At 66.2% G+C, this 21181-nt stretch carries 25 protein-coding genes; 9 read left to right on the top strand and 16 right to left on the bottom strand.

Translation table 11 applies throughout. The features are described from left to right. Positions 1-556 precede the first annotated feature (556 nt). From arsH to GGR11_RS16535, 5 genes are read right to left on the bottom strand one after another with little or no spacing between them, the layout of a single operon-like run. Positions 557-1309, bottom strand: a complete 753-nt coding sequence (arsH, locus tag GGR11_RS16555) for an arsenical resistance protein ArsH (RefSeq protein WP_183198890.1) — start codon at positions 1307-1309, stop codon at positions 557-559. Beyond that, on the bottom strand, positions 1306-1725 hold the full coding sequence (arsN2, locus tag GGR11_RS16550) for an arsenic resistance N-acetyltransferase ArsN2 (RefSeq protein WP_183198888.1): 420 nt from the start codon (positions 1723-1725) through the stop codon (positions 1306-1308). Before arsN2 ends, arsH begins: the two co-directional genes overlap by 4 nt. After that, positions 1725-2816 carry an ACR3 family arsenite efflux transporter gene (gene arsB / locus GGR11_RS16545; RefSeq protein ID WP_183198886.1) on the bottom strand — a complete coding sequence of 364 codons (1092 nt, stop codon included), beginning with the start codon at positions 2814-2816 and terminating at the stop codon, positions 1725-1727. Before arsB ends, arsN2 begins: the two co-directional genes overlap by 1 nt. Next, positions 2816-3238, bottom strand: a complete 423-nt coding sequence (gene arsC, locus GGR11_RS16540; protein ID WP_183198884.1) for an arsenate reductase (glutaredoxin) — start codon at positions 3236-3238, stop codon at positions 2816-2818. The genes arsB and arsC overlap by 1 nt, the downstream gene beginning before the upstream one ends. A 7-nt stretch (positions 3239-3245) precedes the next feature. Then, on the bottom strand, positions 3246-3581 hold the full coding sequence (locus tag GGR11_RS16535) for an ArsR/SmtB family transcription factor (protein ID WP_183198882.1): 336 nt from the start codon (positions 3579-3581) through the stop codon (positions 3246-3248). Positions 3582-3741: 160 nt separating this feature from the next. Between GGR11_RS16535 and dusA the strand changes: the two genes are divergently transcribed. From dusA to GGR11_RS16520, 3 genes are all read left to right on the top strand, one after another. Beyond that, positions 3742-4758 (top strand): tRNA dihydrouridine(20/20a) synthase DusA, encoded by a 1017-nt coding sequence (gene dusA / locus GGR11_RS16530; protein WP_183198880.1) that lies wholly within the window; start codon positions 3742-3744, stop codon positions 4756-4758. Positions 4759-4833: 75 nt separating this feature from the next. Then, positions 4834-5517, top strand: a complete 684-nt coding sequence (locus GGR11_RS16525) for a hypothetical protein (protein WP_183198878.1) — start codon at positions 4834-4836, stop codon at positions 5515-5517. Between the two features lie 121 nt (positions 5518-5638). Then, the gene (locus GGR11_RS16520; protein ID WP_183198875.1) at positions 5639-6208 is read left to right on the top strand and encodes a 3D domain-containing protein; all 570 of its coding nucleotides are present in this window, start codon (positions 5639-5641) and stop codon (positions 6206-6208) included. Positions 6209-6283: 75 nt separating this feature from the next. Here GGR11_RS16520 and GGR11_RS16515 read toward each other — a convergent pair whose 3' ends face one another. The 3 genes from GGR11_RS16515 to GGR11_RS16505 all read right to left on the bottom strand — a co-directional run bounded on the left by GGR11_RS16515 (position 6284) and on the right by GGR11_RS16505 (position 9530). Beyond that, a complete protein-coding gene (locus GGR11_RS16515) occupies positions 6284-7174 on the bottom strand; it encodes a hypothetical protein (RefSeq protein WP_183198873.1) in 891 nt (296 codons plus the stop codon). Between the two features lie 89 nt (positions 7175-7263). Next, a complete protein-coding gene (locus tag GGR11_RS16510) occupies positions 7264-7587 on the bottom strand; it encodes an Mpo1-like protein (RefSeq protein ID WP_183198871.1) in 324 nt (107 codons plus the stop codon). 38 nt (positions 7588-7625) lie between these two features. Then, positions 7626-9530 carry a DEAD/DEAH box helicase gene (locus tag GGR11_RS16505; protein WP_183198869.1) on the bottom strand — a complete coding sequence of 635 codons (1905 nt, stop codon included), beginning with the start codon at positions 9528-9530 and terminating at the stop codon, positions 7626-7628. Between the two features lie 353 nt (positions 9531-9883). On the opposite strand from GGR11_RS16505, the gene GGR11_RS16500 reads away from it, so the two are divergent. Continuing rightward, positions 9884-10093 carry a flagellar basal body rod C-terminal domain-containing protein gene (locus tag GGR11_RS16500; protein WP_183198867.1) on the top strand — a complete coding sequence of 70 codons (210 nt, stop codon included), beginning with the start codon at positions 9884-9886 and terminating at the stop codon, positions 10091-10093. A gap of 25 nt (positions 10094-10118) precedes the next feature. Here GGR11_RS16500 and GGR11_RS16495 read toward each other — a convergent pair whose 3' ends face one another. Together GGR11_RS16495 and GGR11_RS16490 are read right to left on the bottom strand one after the other, a co-directional pair. Continuing rightward, the gene (locus GGR11_RS16495) at positions 10119-12014 is read right to left on the bottom strand and encodes a methyl-accepting chemotaxis protein (RefSeq protein ID WP_246331975.1); all 1896 of its coding nucleotides are present in this window, start codon (positions 12012-12014) and stop codon (positions 10119-10121) included. 72 nt (positions 12015-12086) lie between these two features. Further along, entirely contained in the window at positions 12087-12794 is a 708-nt protein-coding gene (locus GGR11_RS16490; protein WP_183198863.1) for a winged helix-turn-helix transcriptional regulator, read from the bottom strand. A 58-nt stretch (positions 12795-12852) separates the two neighbouring features. On the opposite strand from GGR11_RS16490, the gene GGR11_RS16485 reads away from it, so the two are divergent. From GGR11_RS16485 to GGR11_RS16470, 4 genes are all read left to right on the top strand, one after another. Next, the gene (locus GGR11_RS16485) at positions 12853-13299 is read left to right on the top strand and encodes a VOC family protein (RefSeq protein ID WP_183198861.1); all 447 of its coding nucleotides are present in this window, start codon (positions 12853-12855) and stop codon (positions 13297-13299) included. 14 nt (positions 13300-13313) lie between these two features. Beyond that, positions 13314-13772 (top strand): SRPBCC family protein, encoded by a 459-nt coding sequence (locus GGR11_RS16480; RefSeq protein WP_183198859.1) that lies wholly within the window; start codon positions 13314-13316, stop codon positions 13770-13772. A gap of 11 nt (positions 13773-13783) precedes the next feature. Next, positions 13784-14131, top strand: coding sequence for a DUF1428 domain-containing protein (locus tag GGR11_RS16475; protein WP_183198857.1), 348 nt, complete (start codon positions 13784-13786; stop codon positions 14129-14131). 81 nt (positions 14132-14212) lie between these two features. Further along, positions 14213-16156 (top strand): ATP-binding protein, encoded by a 1944-nt coding sequence (locus GGR11_RS16470; protein ID WP_183198855.1) that lies wholly within the window; start codon positions 14213-14215, stop codon positions 16154-16156. On the opposite strand, the gene GGR11_RS16465 is transcribed toward GGR11_RS16470, so the two are convergent. From GGR11_RS16465 to GGR11_RS16455, 3 genes are read right to left on the bottom strand one after another with little or no spacing between them, the layout of a single operon-like run. Then, positions 16157-16603 (bottom strand): OmpH family outer membrane protein, encoded by a 447-nt coding sequence (locus GGR11_RS16465; RefSeq protein ID WP_183198852.1) that lies wholly within the window; start codon positions 16601-16603, stop codon positions 16157-16159. It abuts the gene before it with no gap. Positions 16604-16645: 42 nt separating this feature from the next. Continuing rightward, complete coding sequence (locus tag GGR11_RS16460) at positions 16646-17386, bottom strand: extensin-like domain-containing protein (RefSeq protein WP_183198850.1); 741 nt, start codon at positions 17384-17386, stop codon at positions 16646-16648. Positions 17387-17442: 56 nt separating this feature from the next. After that, entirely contained in the window at positions 17443-17622 is a 180-nt protein-coding gene (locus GGR11_RS16455) for a DUF2256 domain-containing protein (RefSeq protein ID WP_183198848.1), read from the bottom strand. A 238-nt stretch (positions 17623-17860) separates the two neighbouring features. Here GGR11_RS16455 and GGR11_RS16450 point away from each other — a divergent pair, with 238 nt between their 5' ends. Continuing rightward, positions 17861-18124 (top strand): DUF2798 domain-containing protein, encoded by a 264-nt coding sequence (locus GGR11_RS16450; protein WP_183198847.1) that lies wholly within the window; start codon positions 17861-17863, stop codon positions 18122-18124. A gap of 42 nt (positions 18125-18166) precedes the next feature. Here the strand turns inward: GGR11_RS16450 and rpoD are convergent, their stop codons facing one another. The 3 genes from rpoD to GGR11_RS16435 all read right to left on the bottom strand — a co-directional run bounded on the left by rpoD (position 18167) and on the right by GGR11_RS16435 (position 21158). After that, positions 18167-20113, bottom strand: coding sequence for an RNA polymerase sigma factor RpoD (rpoD, locus tag GGR11_RS16445; RefSeq protein WP_183198845.1), 1947 nt, complete (start codon positions 20111-20113; stop codon positions 18167-18169). A 395-nt stretch (positions 20114-20508) separates the two neighbouring features. Continuing rightward, positions 20509-20904, bottom strand: coding sequence for a type II toxin-antitoxin system VapC family toxin (locus tag GGR11_RS16440; protein WP_246331972.1), 396 nt, complete (start codon positions 20902-20904; stop codon positions 20509-20511). An 8-nt stretch (positions 20905-20912) separates the two neighbouring features. Next, a complete protein-coding gene (locus tag GGR11_RS16435) occupies positions 20913-21158 on the bottom strand; it encodes a hypothetical protein (RefSeq protein WP_183198841.1) in 246 nt (81 codons plus the stop codon). Positions 21159-21181: the final 23 nt, after the last annotated feature.

Raw genomic sequence — 21181 nt, 5'->3', positions numbered from 1 at the left:
GAACCTATTGAAACCAACCCAGGAAAGCAAGAAGTTTCTCAACTCTTTCTTCCCCTCAAAACCCCCGAAACCGAAGCTCCGAAGCCCTCAGGGCCGGCCCGTTTCCGAGCGAGGCGGTCCTATACGGGCCACCCTTTTAGCCCGCAACCAGATTCTGACAGATCAGTGAAGATTCTCGCCAACTCCCGATCGGCGAACAGCCGCGCTTGCCGCAGGGGCGTCGGCCCGCGCGGCGCTGGAACCGGACGCCTGCCAGATTGTTCTTGATCCGAAGCTGGGCCTCAATGCTATCGAACTCCATGCTAACGCCCCCTGAGGCTGCGGCCGACGCCCTTTGACCCTGACGTTCTCGTCGTCGCCATGAGGACGGCTCTCGCAGCCGCCGCCTGGCAGATCGGCCGTCTGGCGCATCCAGCCTCGGCGACGGCTCTGGCCTTTTCGCGACGATAGTCCCTGTATGCCCCGCCGACCGAGGTCGGCTCTGTCGGCCCGGATCGAGGCCGTGCACCTGGACGGCGCGTCCGCGTGACAACCTCCGCGCGGACCCTGGGCGGAATCACTGCGGCGTGACGGCGATGGCGGAAAGATCGGTCTGTGGGTCCAGAGGGACGCCGACGGCCTTGCGCTCGGAATAGCGGTCGACCAGCTGGGTCGCGTGGGGCCGCAGCAGGATGGTGAAGCGCACCAGCTCCTCCATCACATCGACGATCCGGTCGTAATAGCTTGAGGACTTCATCCGGCCGTCGTCTTCGAACTCGTTGAAGGCCATGGCCACGCTGGACTGGTTGGGGATGGTGAACATCCGCATCCATCGGCCCAGCAGGCGCAGGGTGTTGACGGCGTTGAAGCTCTGCGACCCGCCTGAGACCTGCATCACCGCCAGGGTGCGGCCCTGGGTCGGCCGCATCCCGCCCAGGCTGAGCGGCAGATGGTCGATCTGCAGCTTCATGATCCCCGAGACCTGACCGTGCCGCTCCGGGCTGCACCAGACCATGCCCTCGCTCCAAAGGGCGTGTTCGCGCAGTTCATGAACCGCAGGATGGTCGTCCGCGACATGCTGGTCCGTCAGCGGCAGATCGCGCGGATCGAAGATCCGGGTTTCGCACCCCATCCATTGCAACAGCCGCGCCGCCTCCTCGACGCACAGACGCGAATAGGACCGGTCCCTGAGCGACCCGTAGAGCAGCAGGATCCGGGGCGGCGGGTCGTTCGGCCCCAGCCCCGCCGCCGGATCGCGCGCCAGATAGGCCGGGTCCAGGGCGGGCAGATGATCGGGGTCCGGCAGGGGCCGCAGACGGTCGAAACTCATGAAATGGCCTTGGTCATATAGGCGGCGGACGCCGGGCAGAGCGCCGCGAACTCGCGCGCCCGAAGGATGGCCTCGGGGGCCGTCTCACGCGCGCCGCGCACAAATCCTCGTCGAGCGAAGAAGGCCTCCGCCGTAGTCGTCAGCAGGTGCAGGGTCTCCGCCCCCAGATCCCTGGCCACGTCTTCTGCGGCGGTCAGGAGGCGCGCGCCTGCGCCCCGCGCCCGATGATCGGGAAGAACGACCAGCGACCGCAACAGCAGATGCCTTCCCTCGCCTTCCAGCCCGACATAGGCGACCAGATCGCCGTATTGCGTCGCGCCGAAATAGCGGCCGGCGCCAGGCTCGGGCAGGCCGGCCTCAGCCAGGGCTGCGATCAGGCCGCGATCGCTGGCGTCAACCACACGCAGGGCGACCATCAGGAGTCCGCCGGCGGGGCCGTGTCGGCGAACCAGCGCCGCCCCATCCACAGGGCGACCGACACCAGCAGGATCAGCACCGGCACCTCGACCAGGGGGCCGATCACCGCAGCGAAGGCGACAGGCGACGTCAGGCCGAAGGCGGCGATGGCGACGGCGATGGCCAGTTCGAAATTGTTCGAGGCGGCGGTGAAGGCCAGGGCCGTGGTGCGCGGATAATCCGCCTCGATCAGCTTGCCCATCAGGAAGCTGACGACGAACATCACCAGGAAATAGATCGTCAGCGGCACGGCGATCCTCAGCGCATCCAGCGGCAGGGCCACCACCTCGCCGCCCTTCAGGCTGAACATGGCGACGATGGTGAACAGCAGGGCGACCAGAGTCATCGGTCCGATGCGCGGCAGGAACCGGGTCTCGTACCAGGCGTCGCCCTTGCGCCGGATCAGGACCAGGCGGGTCAGGAAACCGGCCAGGAAGGGCACGCCCAGATAGATCAGCACCGCCCCCGCTATGGTCCAGAAACTGATCGCGACCACGCTGCCCTCCAGCCCGAACAACGGCGGCAGGACCGACAGGAAGAACCAGGCGTACAGGCTGAAGAACAGGATCTGGAAGATGGAGTTGAAGGCGACCAGACCGGCCACATACTGATTGTCGCCGCGCGCCAGCTGGTTCCAGACCAGGACCATGGCGATGCAGCGGGCCAGGCCGATCAGGATGACCCCGGTCATATATTCCGGCTGATCCCGCAGAAAGATCACCGCCAGAGCGAACATCAGCACCGGCCCCAGCACCCAGTTCTGGAACAGGGACAGCAGCAGCACCCGTCGGTCCGCAAACACCTGCGGCAGGGCCTCGTAGCGCACCTTGGCCAGGGGCGGATACATCATCAGGATCAGGCCAATGGCGATGGGGATATTGGTCGTGCCGACCGACAGCCCGTCCAGCCAGGCCGGCAGGCCGGGAACCAGGGCGCCCAGCAACACCCCCAGCCCCATGGCGACGAAGATCCACAGGGTCAGCCCGCGGTCGAGGAAGGATAGCCGCCGGGGCGCGGCCGCAGAGGCTGGGGCGACCGGCGTATCGACCATCAGCGAACCCTCCGCCCCTCGGCGTCGATCACCACTTCGCCGTCTTCCTTGACGAAGGGATTGAGCCCATCGTCGGGCAGCAGATCCAGCACCGCCTCGGACGGCCGGCACAGGCGCACGCCGCGCGGCGTGACCACGATCGGACGGTTCAGCAGCACCGGATGGGCCTCGACGGCGTCCAGCAGTTGGTCGTCGCCGACGGCTGGATCGCCCAGCCCCAGTTCGGCGAAGGGCGTGCCCTTTTCGCGCAGAAGATCGCGCAGCGGCGCGCCCGTCCGCGCGGCCAGGTCCTGGATCAGGGCGCGGCTGGGCGGCGTCTTCAGATATTCGATCACATGCGGCTCGATCCCCACGTGCCGGATCAGCGCCAGGGTGTTGCGCGACGTCCCGCAGGCGGGGTTGTGATAGATGATGACGTCCATGGATTCCTCAGTCGCGGCAGAGCGCGAGTTCGGCGAGTCTGGGCTCGCAAAGATCGGCGCGACCCTGGCAGCAGTCCTCCAGCAGAAAGACCGTCAGGGCGCGCAGGCGGCTCAGATCGGCGCGATAGATGATGGACCGGCTGCGCCGCTCGGCGCTGATCAGGCCGGCCCGCGACAGCACGCCCAGATGGGCCGACATGGTGTTGGCCGGAATCGCCAGCCGATTGGCGATCTCGCCGGCGGCCAGTCCCTCCGGCTCGTGCCGCACCAGAAGCCGGAACGTCTCCAGACGCGTGTTTTGGGCGAGCGCGGCCAGGGCGAAGATGGCTATCTCTGATTCCATATTTCCAATATAATGGAAATAATAGGCGCGACAAGTCGCATCCAAGTTTCGCCGCTCTGTTCAGCTAGTGGCGCGCCACATCCAAAATGCGATTCACGCTTTGCCCCGAGCGCGTCCTACAAGCGTATGAAGACCTTGCCACCCCATGCCGATGCCCAGAATGCACCTCACCGCATCACGCCGCCTTTCCGTGGCGCCTATGATGGACTGGACCGACCGCCATTGCCGGGCCTTCCACCGGGCCCTGACCGCTCGCGCCCTGCTCTATACCGAGATGGTGACGGCGCCGGCCGTCCTGCATGGCGACCGGGATTATCTGCTGGGCTTCGATCCGGTCGAACATCCGGTAGCCCTGCAACTGGGCGGTTCGAATCCGAAGGAGTTGGCCGAGGCGGCCAAGGTGGGCGAGTCCTATGGCTATGACGAAATCAACCTGAACGTCGGCTGTCCGTCGGATCGGGTCCAGTCCGGCAAGTTCGGCGCCTGCCTGATGCGCGAGCCCGAACTGGTGGCCGACTGTATGGCGGCGATCCGATCGGCGGTGTCGATCCCGGCCACGGTCAAATGCCGGATCGGCGTCGATGATCAGGAGCCGGAGGTCAGCCTGTTCGCCACGGTGGACGCCTGCGCCGCCGTGGGGATCGAGGTCTTCATCGTCCATGCGCGCAAGGCCTGGCTGCAGGGTCTGTCGCCCAAGGAAAACCGGGACGTGCCGCCGCTGGATTATGATCTGGTGCGCCGGCTCAAGCGCGAACGGCCGCATCTGAACATCTCCATCAACGGCGGGATCGCCAGTCTGGACGAGGCGGAGGCCCATCTGGCCGAGACGGACGGTGTGCGGCTGGACGGCGTCATGCTGGGCCGCGCGGCCTATCACGAGCCGGCCATCCTGGGTCAGGCCGACCGCCGCCTGTACGGCGCCGACACGGCGGACGTGGACGCCTTCGCGGCCCTCGACCGCTACCGGCCCTATATCGCCGCTCGGCTTGAGGAGGGGGTACGCCTGCCCGCCATCACCCGCCATATGCTAGGCCTGATGCACGGTCGTCCCGGCGCGCGCGCCTTTCGCCGCATCCTGACGGTAGAGGCCATTCGGCCGGGCGCCGGGTTGGAGGTGGTGGATCAGGCCGCCGACGCCGTGCGCGAGGCCGAGGCGCGTCGCGACGAGGCCGCCTGAGACACAGGCTTACGGAACCCCGACCCATGACGACGACTTCCGGAAGGAGATCCCTTTCCTCCTGGAGTCGACCGCATGAAAACCCTCGCCCTGACCGCCGCTTTCGCGGCCTTGCCGGCGGCGCTTATTGCGCCGGACGCCCTTGCCCAGGATGCCGGTCGAGGCCGTTTCGCTGTCGGCGCACAGGTCGGCACGCCCGGCGCGGGGGTCCAGGCCCAGTATTCGGTGAACGATTATATCGTCCTGAGGGGCGGCTACGACGTGCTGCAGTGGGAGACGGATGACACCTATGACGGCGTGGACTATGAGGCGGACATCGATTTCCAGTCGCCTGGCGCCTTTGTCGATCTGCACCCGTTTGGGAACGGCTTCTTTGTCTCGGCCGGGGCCTATTTCGGCGATCGTGGCGTCGATCTGACATCCGACCCGGATCAGGATGTCGAGATTGGGGGCTTCACCTTCACCCCCGAACAGGTCGGGACCCTCACCGGCCGGATCGATCTGGAAAGCACTGCGCCCTTCCTGGGCCTGGGCTATGACAACACATTCACGCGCGACGGCCGTTTGGGCTTCCGAATCCTGGCCGGGGCGGCCTTCGGGGACGCCCCTCAGGTGGACTTGAACGCATCGGGCGGAACCCTGTCGAACCAGGCCCTTTTCCAGGAATTACTGGTTCAGGAAGAGCAGGACATTCAGGACGAAGCGGACAATTACAAGGTTCTTCCGGTCGTGCAGATCGGGCTGAACTACCGCTTCTGATCGGCTCGCGGGAGGTAAGCTAGGGCCGGCGCGACAGCGCTTGCCCCTTTCTGGCCACAAGTTAACGCGACAAACCCGGCGCCGGCGGCGTTGGGAGCCGGTGCTGTCATGAGCAAATCAGATGATCGGCGCTTCCGCTGCCTTCGCCATTCTGTGGGCTGCCGTATCCTCGCTGTCGAGCGGACCGGTCCCTTACAATGTCGCTGTCGCGGCGGATGCTGCCAGGGTTGAAACCCCGGCGCCCGAGATCGGTTCCACCGACGCCTCGCCCGAGATCGTTTTTGATCTGGACGCCGTCCAGGCCGAGCTGATGGCCGGCGATCCGGACTGGCGCGCTTCGGCCCGCCTCTATCACGCAGGCGGCGGCGGGGCGACGGGCAATGATTCCCTGGGTTGCCGACCGATCGCCATGCGCACCGTCGCGGTCGATCCCCGCGTCATTCCCCGCCGCACCAAACTGTTCATCCGCGAGACGGTCGGCCTGCGCCTGGCCGACGGTTCGATCCACGACGGCTACTGGTACGCGTCCGACACCGGCGGCGCGATCAAGGGCCAGAAGATCGATCTCTACACCGGCAACGGCCGCGGCTCGATGGCCCAGGCCCGTCGCCTGAACATGCAGACCCTGACCATCGCCGACGCGGGCCGTTTCGACGGCTGCCCCCCGGCCTGGGAAAACGCCTCCAACTGATGACGTCGCGGTACGAAAAACGCCGGTGCGCCTCACGGCCGCCGGCGTCTTTGCGTTCGCCCTTGCGGTCGAACCCTATTGCAGTTCGCTGACCTTAAGCGTCGACTGCACCATGTCGTCGCCATAGGTGCCGACCCAGACGTCGTAGCGACCGCTCTGCGGATTGGTGATCAGCACCTTGGGGTTCACCCCACCGCCGCTGTCGTCGTCGCAGTACCAGCGACCGTTCGGGGCGTTGATCAGCAGGGTCGTGTCCTCGGACGCCTCGACGAGGAAGGTCAGGTCCAGGTCGCCCGGCTCGAAGACGACCTGATAGTCCGCCGCCGCACTGACCTTGCCCTCGCAGCCTGATTTGGCGCTGGCCGCCGGGATCGAACCGCCGGCCAGGATCGGCTTCTCGTGCGGGTCGGGCGTGAAACCGGTGCGCAGGTTCACCGAACCGAAATTGGGCTCCAATTCGGTGTTGGGCGCGCCGTCGCCGGACGCGTCCGATTCGCCCAGTTCGCTGATCTCCAGCGTCGACTGGACCATGTCGTCGCCATAGGTGCCCAGCCAGATGTCGTAACGCCCGCTCTGCGGATCGGAGATCAGGACCTTGGGGTTCAGGTCGCCGCCGTTGTCGTCATCGCACAGCCATTCCCCGCTCGGCGTATTGACCAGAAGCGTGGTGTCCTCTGACGCCAGCGCGCGGATGGTCAGGTCGAACTCGCCCGCCTCGAAGGTCAGTTGCAGGTCCGGCGCGGCGCTGACCGAACCTTCGCAGCCCGACCGGACGGCCGAGGCGGGCACGGAGCCGCCGGCCAGGATGGACTTGGTCCACGGATCCGGCGTGAAGCCGGTCTCTAGCGAAACCTCGCCATAGTTGGGATCAAGCGTGAAATCCGGCTTGGCGCCGCTCTTTTGCGCGACGCTGACGCCGGGTGCGAGCACGATTGCGGCGCTGGCCGCGATGGCGATGAGCTTCATGGACAAGGTCCCTCCCTTGCGGCCTCCCGCCGCAGGCCGATCCTATCCGCTTCAGCCGCAGGGCACAGCTTCAAATCACGCGGAGGTCGCTAGAATCCCCGCCGACCTGACGCCGTCTCGAAGAACAGACGGAAGTCGCCCATCAGGCTCCACAGCGGATATTTGAACGTGGCCGGTCGGTTTTTCTCGAAGAAGAAATGGCCGACCCAGGCAAAGCCGTAACCGACCAGCGGCATGGCCAGCAGCCACCAGGGGTTCAACGTCACGACGAAGGCGACGAAGGCCAGGATCACCAGACCGGTGCCGACGACGTGGATCCGCCGACAGGTCCGGTTGGAATGCTCGTGGATATAATAGGGATAGAAGGCCTCGAACGAGGCGTATCGTCCCGCAGGGTCCGACGGCGTGCTCATGGGCGGAGGGTGCGCCTCCGCCCACGATCAGGCAAGTCTCAGCCCTTGGGCTTGCCCTTGAAGCCGTCCTTCTTGAAGCCCGGCTTGGCGTTGAACGGCTTCTTGGCGAACGGCTTGTCGGCCGCCGCATTCGAGCGCGGGTTTCCGCCGCCGCCATCGGACTTCGGCGCCCAGGGCTTCTTCTTGAACGGCGGGCGGGCGTCGCCCTCGCCGCCGTCGGCGCGCTTGTAGGGGGTCTTCTTGAAGGGACGATCGCCCTCTTCGCGGTTCGGCTTGCCGGAGAAACGGCCGGCCTTCATCGACCCGGGCGTCGGGGCTTCCGACGACGTGATCTTGACCTCGTCGTTCGAGGCGGCGACGGCCTCGCGGAAGGCCTTTTCGTGGGTCTTGGCGATCTCGAACCGCGTCTCTTCCGGGAAGGTGCGGATGGCGCCGATCTGGGGCTTGGAGATGCCGCCGATGCGGCAGATCAGCGGGATCAGCCATTTGGGGTCGGCGTTCTTGTTGCGGCCCACGTCCAGGCGGAACCAGACCACGTCGTCCGCGCCCAGACGGTCGCCCGGCCAGGGCTGGGCGGCCGTGCCGTCTTCGTTGCGCACGGTGCGCTCGCGCTTGACGGGGCTGCGATCAGAGCCCGGATCGGACAGTTCTTCCGGCGCCGGCTGTTCCTTGCGCAGCAGACGCACCAGGGCGGCGGCGATCTCGTCGGGCGTGCGCTCGGCGATCATCCGCTTGGCGACAATCATGTCCTCGTCGGTGACTTCGGCTTCGAAAAATTCCGGCGACAGCAGACGGCCTTCGTCGGCCTTGCGGATCTCGTCGAAGGTCGGCGCGCCGGACCAGACGGCGTCGATCCCGGCGTCGTCCATCAGACGCTCGGCCTTGCGGCGGCGCGAGTGCGGCACCAGCATCACGGAGACGCCCTTTTTGCCCGCCCGGCCCGTCCGGCCCGAACGGTGCAGCAGACCGGCGCGGTTCATCGGCAGTTCGGCGTGGATGACCAGGCCCAGGTCCGGCAGGTCCAGACCGCGCGCGGCCACGTCGGTGGCGACGCAGACGCGGGCGCGGCCGTCACGCAGCGCCTGAAGCGCGTCGGTGCGTTCGCGCTGACCCATCTCGCCCGACAGGGACACGGTCGAGAAACCGCGTTCCAGCAGCGAGGCCTGAAGGTGGCGCACGGAATCCCGCGTCGAACAGAAGACCATGGCGCGCGGCATCTCGTACCAGCGCAGGGTGTTGACCACCGCGTGTTCGATCTCGTTGGGGGCGATGCGATAGGCGCGGTATTCGATGTCGGCGTGCTGGCGCGTCTTGTCGGTGGCGTCGATCCGCACCGCGTCCTTCTGGTAGCGCTTGGCCAGGGTGACGATCTCGCGCGCGATGGTGGCCGAGAACAGCAGGGTGCGGCGTTCGGCCGGCGCTTGGTCCAGGATGTGCTCCAGGTCCTCGCGGAAGCCCATGTCCAGCATCTCGTCGGCCTCGTCCAGGACGGCGACCTTCAGCTCGGACAGGTCCAGGTTGCCCCGGTCGATATGGTCCTTCAGGCGGCCGGGCGTGCCCACGACGATATGGACGCCAAAGCCCAGGGCGCGCGCTTCACGCCGCGCATCCATGCCGCCGACGCAGGTGGCGATCTTGGCGCCCGAGTCGGCGTACAGCCATTCCAGCTCGGCCGCGACCTGCATGGCCAGTTCCCGCGTGGGCGCGATGGCCAGGCACAGGGGCGCGCCGCCCGGACCGAAGATCGGCTTGTCGCCCAGCAGGGTCGGGGCCGCGGCCAGGCCAAAGGCGACCGTCTTGCCCGAGCCCGTCTGCGCCGAGACCAACAGGTCGCGTTCGGCGTATTCGACTTCCAGGACGGCGGCCTGAACCGGGGTCGGTTCGGCATAGCCCTTGTTGACGAGAGCGCGGTCGAGCGCGGGATGGACGGCGGGAAAGGGCATCGGCTACCTGGGACAACGGACAAGGCGGTCGTCGAAACGACCGCGCCCGGCCGAGGACAGTCCTCAGGCCGGGCGAGTAATGCCGCTCTATACACAGATAAAGGCGCGAGCGGGGCAAAAAACGCCGTTCACCACGACGCGCCGCTCAAGAACGACCCCGGATCAGACCCTGCACGACAGGAAACCGTCGTCCACCGCCACGGTTGAGCCCTCGACGGCGGAGCCGGCGTCGGTGAACTGTAAGAAGACGCCGGACCGGGACGAAACCCGATTTCCGACATTTCATCGTTCACCCTGTTTGTTTCCCGGGCGTTGACGGAGAGCATTCAGACTTCAGGCTGAAGGAGACCGTCATGCAGGTTATGCCCATCGCCGCCGGCGGAATGATGAACGCCCAATCGAGGTTCGAGGCCAGCGCCCGCCGCACCGCGACCGCGCCCCTGGACAACCTGGCCGCTGAGACGGTCGAGCGGATTCAGGCCAAGACCGCCTTCACAGCCAACGCCGCCGTGGTCCGCACCGCCGACGACATGAGCGGAACCCTGCTGGACATGCTGGCCTGACGGTCGTCGGCGGCGGTCCGCCGGTCTAGAATTCTTCCCAGCCGTCCGCCGACGGCGCTGCCTGCGCCTTGGGCGCCGCCCCGCCGCGCCCAAGGGTCTTCAACGCCGCCGCCATATGGGGCGCCCGCGCGGGCGCTGGAGCTGAGGCTCGAGGCTGAGGCGACGCCGATGCCCGCGCCGCCGCAGGGGCTCCGACCTGGAATTTCGCCACCGACGCCTGCAGGGCCTCGGCGTCCTGGGCCAAAGATTGGCTGGCGGCGGTCGATTGCTCGACCATGGCGGCGTTTTGCTGCGTGACCTGATCCATCTGGTTCACGGCCGTGTTGACCTGGGCCAGGCCCACGGCCTGTTCCTGGGCCGAGGCCGCGATTTCCGTGACCAGGGCGTCGATCTCGGCCACCCGGTCCACGATGCGCTGCAGGGCCTCGCCGGTCTGACCGACCAGTTTGACGCCCGAGCCCACCTGGGTGGTCGAGGTCGAGATCAGGGTCTTGATCTCCTTGGCCGCGTCCGCAGAACGCTGGGCCAGGGCCCGCACTTCGGAGGCGACGACCGCAAAGCCGCGCCCCGCTTCACCCGCCCGCGCCGCCTCGACGCCGGCGTTCAGGGCCAAGAGGTTGGTCTGGAAAGCGATCTCGTCAATGACGCCGATGATTTGGTTGATCTGGCTGGACGAGGATTCGATCGCCTGCATCGCAGAGACCGCATCGCCAACGATGACGCCCGATGTCTCGGCGTCGCCCTTCGCGGCCTGAACCACGTCCGAGGCCTGACGCGCGCCTGAAGCGGTCTTTTTCACCGTCGCCGTGATCTCGTCCAGGGCGGCGGCGGTCTCTTCCAGCGAGGCGGCCTGTTGTTCGGTGCGGCGCGACAGGTCGTCGGCGGCCTGGGAAATCTCGCCGGCGCCCGAGCGGATGCTGGCCACATTGCCGACCACGACCGACACGGCCTGCTGCAACTGGGCGATGGCGGCGTTGAAGTCCGACTTCAACTGTTCGGCGCGCGGGGCGACTTCAGTGGTGAATCGGTGGGTCAGATCGCCGTTCGACATGGCCGCAAGACCTTGGCCCAGAGCCGTCAGGGCGACACGATCCTCTTCGGCGATACGCGCCTTCTCGGCTTCGTTGGCGCGATGCTCGGCTTCGCTGATGGAACGCTGCGACTGGGTCTCGGCCTCCAGCCGGATCTTCTCGGCCGCATTGTCGCGGAAGGTGCCGACCGAGGCGGCCATGCGGCCGATCTCGTCGCCGCGGCCCTGGGCGGGAATGGCGACCTTCAGGTCGCCGGCGGCCAGTTGATCCATGGCGCGTGTCATGGCCACGATCGGCTGGCTGAGCGCCCGCACGAGCCACAGGGTCATGGCCGCCGCCACCAGAAGGGCCAGCACCCCACCTATCACCAGGGCGGCGTAGCCGCTGGTGAAGGCCGTGCGCTTCTCGGCGTTCTTGCGGGTCAGCACGCCTTGCGTCAGATCGTCGATCGACTTCACGGCGGCGCGGACATCGGTCAGGCGCGCCGTTCCAGTCAGCTGCGCCAACGCCTGCGGCCGCAGGGAAGGATCGCGGGCTAGGTCCATCAGGGCCTGGGACTGCTGGTTGAATGCGGCGGCCGCAGCCGTCATCGCCTGGAACCGACCGGCGTCGACGCCGTCGGCGTCGCTTGTCTTCAGAGACTGGACAGCCTGATCAAAGGCCGTCTTCGACTCCGCGTATTTCGTCAGGGATTCCGCCTCGCCCGTCGCCACATAGGAGCGCATGGCGTTCTGCTGTTCCACGGCGGCGGCCAGGGTCTGGTCCGCAGCCCGGCTGATCTGGGTGGCCGATCGTTCGGCGTCGTCAGATCGCTGCAGGGAGACCAGGCTGAACAGGACCACCAGGGTGGCCACACCGCAGGCGCTCATCATGGCGCCTAGGGCGATCATGAGTTTGATGGAAATAGACAAGGACTTGAACACGTCCGCCTCCAAAGCAACCTGAGAAGGTTGTGCTAAGGCTCAGGTGTTACCAAACCTTGCTAAGGTCACGCTTTCCGTCGCTTTTTCCGGGAGGTGGAAGAAGTCGATGAACCGCTCGAACACCCCCTGGTCTCCGTCAATCGTCATGTCCCCCCCCAGGGTCGCGAGCGGAACCTTGCCGTAGACAGCGGCGACGAGCAGCGGCGGCTGGGTCGTCACCGTCACGTCCACGCCCCCGATCTCGCCACGCCGCGCCTGAAGACGACCTTCGGACACCGTCACCTGGAAACTCTCGTCGCCGAAGACGAAACCGAGCGCCATGGCGGCCTTACCGGCTCGACCGGCGTCGAACATCGTCTTGAACGACAGCATGGTCGAGACGGCGCTGATCGGCAGCGTCGGATCATGCGCCGGCGACCGTGCGGCCCAGCGCCCCAGAACTATGAAGACCGGTTCGATTTCATACCCCCAGTCCGTCAGCTCATAGACCTGCACCGAGGCCGGCGGCGGCAGCTTGCGGCGACGCACCACGCCCGCCGCCTCAAGTCCCTCCAGCCGCTGCGTCAGCACATTGGCCGACAGGCCGCAGAGATCCTTTCTCAGATCACTGAACCGACGCGGCCCCATCATCAGTTCACGCACCACCAGAAGCGCCCAACGCTCGCCCACCAGATCCAGCCCGTGCGCGGCGCCGCAGGCGTCGTGATACCGCCGACCCGACTTGGTAGTTACTTTTTCTAACTTCATGGTTGACTGTTCTAATCTCACGCGGCACGGTTCGCAAACATAGGGAGAGGAGAGACGTATGACCCAGCTGATTTTCATCAATCTGCCCGTCGCCGACCTGAATCGGTCCATCGCCTTCTATGAAGCCGTCGGCACCACGAAAAACCCGATGTTCAGCGACGAGACGGCCGCCTGCATGGTCCTGTCGGACGTGATCCACGTCATGCTGCTGACCCACGACAAATGGCGCACCTTCACCGATCGCCAGATCCCCGACGCCCATGTCTCGGCCCAAGTGCTGCTTTGCTTGTCGCGAGACAGCCGCGAGGCGGTCGATGCGGTGGTGGCCCAGGCCGGGGCGGCAGGCGGAACGGCGGACCCCAACAGGCCCCAGGACTACGGCTTCATGTACGGACGCAGCTACGCGGACCCGGACGGCCATATCTGGGAGATGATGTGGATGGACCCCGCCGCCATTGCCGCCGCGCCAGAGACATTCGCCGCCAATGCACTGACACCGGCCTGAGCGGGAGACCTGACATGTCCGGCCGTTTCGAACTCGGCGTCACTCGCCTGATCCAGGCCTCGCCCGAAGCCGTGTGGAAGATCTATGTCGAGCGGACAGTGGAATGGTTCTGCCCCCGGCCCTGGACCACGCCCGTGGTCGATTGGGACCTTCGCACCGGCGGCCGCGCCAATGTGGAGATGCAGTCGCCCGAGGGCGAGCGCCACGCCTATTCCGGCATCTTCCTGGAGGTGGTTCACGGCCGGCGACTGGTCTCGACCGGCGCCCTGACCGAGGGCTGGGTCCCGCAGGCGGGTGAGATGAACTTCGTCCGCATCGACACCTTCGAACCCGAGGGCGAGGGTACACGCTATACCGCCGTCGCCCGGCACTGGGATGAAAAGGCGATGCAGACCCACCGCGCCATGGGCTTCGAACAGGGCTGGGGCGCGGTAGCCGATCAATTGGCCGAACTGGCCGAAACCAACAGCTGAGGAGGACGACCATGACCTATGTGACCGGGTTCGTGACCCCCGTAAAGACTGCGGACAAGGACGCCTATCTGAGGTGCGCCCAGGCCGCCGCGCCCATCTTCAAGGAGTTCGGCGCCCTCTCCGTCATAGAGAACTGGGGCGTCGACATTCGCGACGGCAAGCTGACGGACTTCAAGATGGCGGTGAAGCTGGAACCCGACGAAACCGTGGTCCTGTCCTGGATCGTCTGGCCCGACAAGGCGACCGGGGACGCAGCCGAGAAGAAGATGATGGAAGATCCCCGCTTCCACGAAATGGAAATGCCCTTCGACGGCAAGCGGATGGTCGTCGGCGGCTTCGAGACGATCTTCGAGGCCTGAGGTCGGTCTCCTTCGCTATCGTCCGTTCACCCCGTTGCAATACCTTCGCGGCAGACTTGCTCTTCCACGGGGAAGCTGCCCATGCCGAGCAGTCAGACGACGGACATCGCCACATTCGATGTGGCGCAGTTCTGTCAGGCGGTCGAACATTCACCCATCGGCACGGCCGTATTCGGGCTGGACGGCGTCTGGCTGAACGGCAACGCCGCCCTGCGTCGCTTCCTGGGATACAGCAGCGACGAACTCAGGAAGGTGAACTTCCGGGACGTGACCCATCCGGACGATCTGGACGCCGATCTCGTCCTGTTCGAACAACTGACCTCCGGCCGCATCCCGTCCTACGAGATCGAGAAACGCTATATCCGCAAGGACGGCCACGTCGCCTGGGCGGCTCGCACCGTCTCCCTGGTTCGCAGCGCGGTGGGCGAGCCCCTGTTCTATATCTCTCACGTCCAGGATATCGCCGGCCGCAAGGCGGCGGAAGCCGAGCGGCTCAAGCTGGCTGACCGCGCCACCCTGGCCGCCCGCGCCGCCCAGATCGGAATCTGGGAACTGGACCTGAACACCAACGCCCTGTCGTGGTCGCCGGAGATGTTCGACCTCTTCCTCACCCCGGCTCCGGACGTCCTGGACCTGGATTTTTTCACCAGTTTCGTTCTGGAGGATGATCGCGAAACGCTCCAAAGAGACACCGCCGCCGCCCTGAACGGCCTCCTGCTGGACACTGAGTTCCGCATACTCCGGACGGACGGCGAGATCCGGCACATCAAGGGATTCGGCAGCCTGGAGCGCGGCGTCGGCGGCGCGCCGGACAGGCTGGTCGGCGCCAACTGGGACGTAACGGAAATGCGGCGGCTCGCCGAACGGGCGGAGGCGGCCAGTCGCGCCAAGTCGCAGTTCCTCGCGGTGATGAGTCACGAAATCCGGACGCCCATGAACGGCATACTCGGCATGACCCAGGCCATGCAGGCCGATCCCCTGCCGGCCCTGCAACGCAAACGCCTGGATATCGTCGCCGAGTCCGGCGCCGCCTTGCTGACCATCCTCAACGACATCCTTGACCTGTCCAAGGTCGAGGCCGGCAAGATGGAGCTGGAAAGCGTGGCCTTCGATCTGGGGATCCTGCTGGGCAATCTCCGCTCGACCTATGCGTCCACCGCCGACGATCAGGGCCTGATCCTGGCCCTGGATCTCGGCGACGCCGCCGGCCTCTATCGCGGGGATCCGACCCGCCTGCGGCAGATCCTGTCGAACCTGATCTCCAACAGCCTCAAGTTCACGGCTCAGGGCCGCATCGATATCGCTGCGCGCCGCGACGGCCAGACCCTGGTCCTGACCGTCGCCGACACAGGCGTGGGCATGACGACCGAGGTCATCGCGCGCATCTTCAATCCGTTCGCCCAGGCCGACGCCTCGACCACGCGCCAGTTCGGCGGCACGGGACTGGGCCTGTCGATCGTGCACGAATTGACCCGACTGATGCAGGGCCGGATCGACGTCGACAGCCGGCCGGGCGAGGGCTCCCGATTCACCGTCGTCCTGCCCCTGCCCTGGCTCGGCCCAGCGGTCGGAACACCCGCCCCCTCCGCCTCCGACATCAGACAGGGCGGCGCCGGTCTGCGGGTTCTGGCCGCCGAGGACAACGCCATCAACCGCCTGGTCCTGCAAACCCTGCTGGGTCAATTCGGCATCGAGCCGACGATCGTCGAAAACGGCGCCCAGGCGGTCGAGGCCTGGCTGGGCGGCGATTGGGACATGGTCCTCATGGACGTGCAGATGCCGGTCCTGGACGGTTTCGGCGCCGCCCGCGCCATCCGCGAACGCGAGGCCGCCCAGGGTCTGCCCCGCACTCCGATCATCGCCCTGACCGCCAACGCCATGCCGCATCAGCGCGACGAGTGCCTGGCTCATGGCATGGACGCCGTCGTCGCCAAACCCATCGACGTCCGCGCCCTGATCTCGGCCCTGGAGACGGTGGGCCAAAAGGGCGCGCATCTGACGGAAAGCGGCCGCGCCACCGCCTGATCAGCCCCGGGCCGCCTTGAGGTTCCGGGTCAGCGTCTTGCGGCGCGCGCGATAGGCCTGTTCCAGGTCCGCCCGCTTCGCCTTCAGTGCTTCAAGCTGATCGTCGAAGGACGACGAAGCGGCCTGATGGTCGGCGTCCAGCCGGTCCAGCTCGGCTTGCAGTCTTTCGAGCTTCGCACGCCGGGCTTTCGACGGTTCTGCAGCCTTCGGCCTGGCCGCCTTTCCGATCTTGCCGACATCGATCGCCAGGCCGCGCTCGATCACCTCGCCCGGCGCCGCCAAGGCGGCGTCATGGTCGGGGCCGCCGCTCAGTTGGCTGGCCAGGCCCGTGGCGAATAGGTCCTGTTTCGACCCCCAGGCCTCCAGCGCCTTGGGGCGGGAGCTGGCGGCGACCGTGAAGGCGTGAAATCCGTCCGACCAGGTGAAGACCTTCAACCTCGGCGCCATACGTCTGTCCCTGACCGGGCGGACGCCGGAATGGCTCGCCGCCTAGCGGCAGAAACGCGTGTCGGTGGCTTCCAGATGCAGATGGTCGAAATGCACCGCATTATAGTCGGGGCTCAGGGTCGTGCCGAAGATGCGGCAAGCGTCGTCGCGGATGCGGCGCAGGAAACGGGCCTCGGCCCCCTCGCCGTTCCAGCCGTTCGTGACCGTGATGCGCCGCCCGTCGCGCAGCCGCACCCCGGCGAAGTCCAGGGCCGCCGCCTGCGAATGGGCGCTGATCCGGGTCGAGCCCGCGCCATTGTTCACATTGCGACAGGCGTAGGCGCCCATGTGATCGATCTGGACCACATCGGACCCCAGTATCTCGCGCGCCGCCGGCTCCAGCGACTGCCGCCGCCAGATGCTCAGGGCCAGGGCCGTCTGACAGGTCATCTGCACATCGCCCGGCGCCATCCGCGCCACCGTGCCCATGTCGGCGCCCAGCACCCCGCCCTGTCTCAGGCCGCAACTTGCGCTGTTGGTCCTGTCCGGCACGGGGCTGAACGTCACCCGCGCGGCGCTCAGTTCGGCCAGGCACCGGCCCAGGTCCGCGCCCACGCGCACCACGGCCCCCTGGGTTCCCCCATCGACAGGCCGGTCGATCAGCCCACCGACCAGGGGCGCAGGCGTCCGTCCCGGATAAGGCGACGGCCGCAGCGGCTCGGGCGCGCGTCGCACGCAGCCGCTCAGGATCAGCAGGACCGCCAGACCGACCGACACACGCATCATCAGGACATTGGAAGCCATCGCCCGAGTCCTATCCGATTCCCGCCGGGCGCGTCGGTCACGAGGCGGAGAGCGGCCTATCGCCGTTCCGGGGCCGCGCCGGCGGCCCGACACTGGTCCGAACAGAACCGCACCTGATCCCAGTCCCGCGCCCATTTCCTGCGCCAGGCGAAGGCCAGGCCACAGGCGGCGCAGACCTTTTGCGGCAGGTCGGCCTTGTCGGGCGCACGGCCCAGATTGACGTGTTTACGACCCATCAGCCTCCAGACCAGCGATTCAGGACGACAGCAAGTCCGACCTATTTCCGCGCCACTGGTGACCGCCCCAGGGAACGGCCGGACCCGTTGCGACCACCCCGAAAACTGATATATGCGCCCTGTCGCCTAGGCGATCGTAAGCGTCTCACGTCAGGCAACGCATCCATCCCGGTTTTCGGCCGGGGCCGGACTTTCCGGCGGATGCCCATTGCCGAAGACCAAATTGAGAGACGCACACATGCACCCTCACCCTGCGATCATCCGCTTCCGCCGACTGCCCGCGCGCTATGCGCCGGTCATCATGCCTCTGATCCTGTCACTGTTCATGACTTTCGTGGTCTCGGCCATCGCCACTGCGCGCAATCTGGGCTTTGTTCCAGCCTTCCCCTCCGCCTGGATGCAGGCTTGGGGCTGGTCCTGGCTGATCGCCTTTCCTGTCCTTCTGCTGATCCTGCCCCTGGTCCGGCGTATCGTCGCCGCCCTAGTCGAACCGGCGCGCTGAACGAAGAAGGGGCGGCCCTTTCGGCGCCGCCCCTGATCGTCTTCAGCTGTCCAGGAAGGAGCGCAGCTTGCGCGACCGGCTGGGGTGTTTCAGCTTTCTCAGCGCCTTGGCCTCGATCTGACGGATACGCTCGCGCGTCACCGAGAACTGCTGGCCGACTTCTTCCAGCGTGTGGTCGGTGTTCATGCCGATGCCGAAGCGCATCCGCAGGACCCGTTCCTCACGCGGCGTCAGCGACGCCAGCACGCGGGTGGTGGTCTCGCGCAGGTTCGACTGGATGGCGGCGTCGATGGGCAGGACGGCGTTCTTGTCCTCGATGAAGTCGCCCAGATGGCTGTCTTCCTCGTCACCGATGGGGGTTTCCAGCGAGATCGGCTCCTTGGCGATCTTCAGGACCTTGCGCACCTTCTCCAGCGGCATGGCCAGCTTCTCGGCCAGCTCTTCGGGGGTCGGCTCGCGGCCGATCTCGTGCAGCATCTGGCGAGACGTGCGGACGATCTTGTTAATCGTCTCGATCATGTGAACCGGGATACGGATGGTGCGCGCCTGGTCGGCGATCGAGCGGGTGATCGCCTGACGGATCCACCAGGTGGCGTAGGTCGAGAACTTGTAGCCGCGGCGGTACTCGAACTTGTCGACCGCCTTCATCAGGCCGATGTTGCCCTCCTGGATCAGGTCCAAGAACTGCAGGCCGCGGTTGGTGTATTTCTTGGCGATGGAAATCACGAGGCGCAGGTTGGCCTCGACCATTTCCTTCTTGGCCTGACGGGCTTCGCGCTCGCCCTTCTGCACCGTCTGGACGATGCGGCGATAGTCGTCGATCGGCAGGCCGGCTTCGAGGGCCACGGCGGCCACGTCGGCGCGGATGGTGGCGATCTGGGTGGCTTCGTTGTCGCTGAACTTGGTCCAGCGCACACCCTGTTCCTTGATCCGCTCGGTCCAGGTCGGGTCCAGTTCGGCGCCGAAATAGGCCTTCAGGAACTCGGGCCGCGAAATGCCGTAGCTGTCGGCCAGACGCAGCAGACGCCCTTCCAGACCGATCAGGCGCTTGTTGATCGCATAAAGCTGCTCGACCAGGGCCTCGATGCGGTTGTTGTTCAGCTTCATCGTCTTCAGACGATCCGAGATGGATTTCGTCAGCGTCTGATAGGCCTTGGAGTCCTTGGCGCTCAGCACCTCGCCCTTCAGGCGGGTCTGGACCAGCTTGTCCTGCAGGCCCCGAAACTCGCTGAAGTCGGCGGCGATGAGGTTCAGCACCTCCATCACCCCGTCGCGCAGCTCGGCTTCCAGCGCCGACACGGACATGCCGCCGCCGTCGTCGAAATCATCGTCGTCGTCGTCGTCGGACTCAGGCTTTTCTTCAGCGGCCGGCTTTTCTTCGGCCTCTTCTTCCTCTTCCGCCTCGGGCTGGACGGCGCCGGGCAGGGATGAGGGGTTCAGCACGCCATAGGTGGCGTCCAGGTCGATGACTTCACGCAGAAGGATGCGGTTGTTCTCAAGCTCGTCGCGCCACACCATGATGGCCTCGAAGGTCAGGGCGCTTTCGCACAGACCCGAGATCATGGCGTCACGACCGGCCTCGATCCGCTTGGCGATGGCGATTTCGCCCTCGCGGCTCAGCAGTTCGACCGAGCCCATTTCGCGCAGATACATCCGCACCGGGTCGTCGGTGCGGTCATAGGCGGCCTTGGCGGGCGCTTCGGCGACGGCGGTTCCGGCGGCGGCGGCGACGTCGGTGGACTGCTGCTCCTGCGCGTCCTCCTCGGCCTCGACGACGTTGACGCCCATTTCGGACAGCATGGCCAGGGTGTCTTCAATGGCGTCCGGCGTGACTTCCTCGGACGGAAGGACCTTGTTCAGCTCCTCCATCGTCACATAGCCGCGCGCCTTGGCCTGTTTGATGAATTTCTTGACGCCGGCGTCAGTCAGATCGAGCAGGGGCCCGTCGGTCGTAACCTCGGCGTCCTGCGTCTCGGTCTGTGCGTTCATATTCAGTCAGTCTCCGGCCGGAGGGGTGATCAATCCACCCCGGCGAAAAATACAATGCCTGACGAGCCGTAAGGTTACGCGCCCGTGCTGTCTTCCCAATTCCTTCCGGCTTTGATCGCATGGCGAAGCATGTTCCGCACGACCTTCCGTCGGCGAAACGCTTCATCCTCGCCCGAACGCATCACGCGCTGGGCTGAGGCGCCCGCCAACCCATCCAAACTCGGAGGTTGGAACGTCGAACGCCTGCGACCATCGGACCCTTGCCTCGGCGAGGGGCGCATTTGCGGCCAGGAATGGCGCGTCGGGCTTTGCCGCCGCCTTCTCGACCTCGCGCACTAAGGCATCATGATCCGATTGCGCCAGATGGCGTCGCAAGGCGGCAGAGTCAAGGCCGCCTAACCAGGACGCAGCCAGTTCTCAACCCGCAGTCCGGGCACACGCGAGAATTCACGTTCATTGTCGGTCACCAGGATACAGTCCAGCGCCAAGGCGTGCGCGGCGATCAGCAGGTCGTTGGCGCCGATGGGTCGGCCGGTCTTCTGAAGATCGGCGCGGATGAGGCCGTAGATGTGGTCGGCGGGAACATCCCAACCCTTGACCGACAAACCGGACAGCACCTTTTCCAGTTGCCACGCGATCCGGACCGATCCGGATTTGGCGACGCCGAAGCGCAACTCGGCCACAACGATAAGGCTGACGCAGATCTCGCCCGTGCCGATCACCGCCATACGCTGACCCACGGGGCCGACAGGATCGTACATGATGTCGGACACCGCATTGGTGTCCAGCATATAGCCGCTCAAAGATCGACCGGCTCAGGCGGCGGGTCCTCAAAGGGATCAAGCCGTTCGTCGATAGGCTCCATGGTCGACAGCACCGCCAGCAGCCGTTCGACCGACCCCATCCGCAGCCCCGCCCGCTCGATGATCAGCCGCTCCCCCTCCTGGCGCACCACGGCGTCGGCCGGGGCGGAGACGCCGCTCGGCAGGTGAACGACCTGGTGGTCGCCGTCGCGCGTGATCCTGACAGGTTGGGAACCGTCCATGGCGCCAATATATACCAGTACAG

This window comes from Brevundimonas mediterranea, assembly GCF_014196125.1.
GTDB lineage: Bacteria > Pseudomonadota > Alphaproteobacteria > Caulobacterales > Caulobacteraceae > Brevundimonas > Brevundimonas mediterranea.
This window is presented reverse-complemented; position numbering and strand designations above follow the sequence as displayed.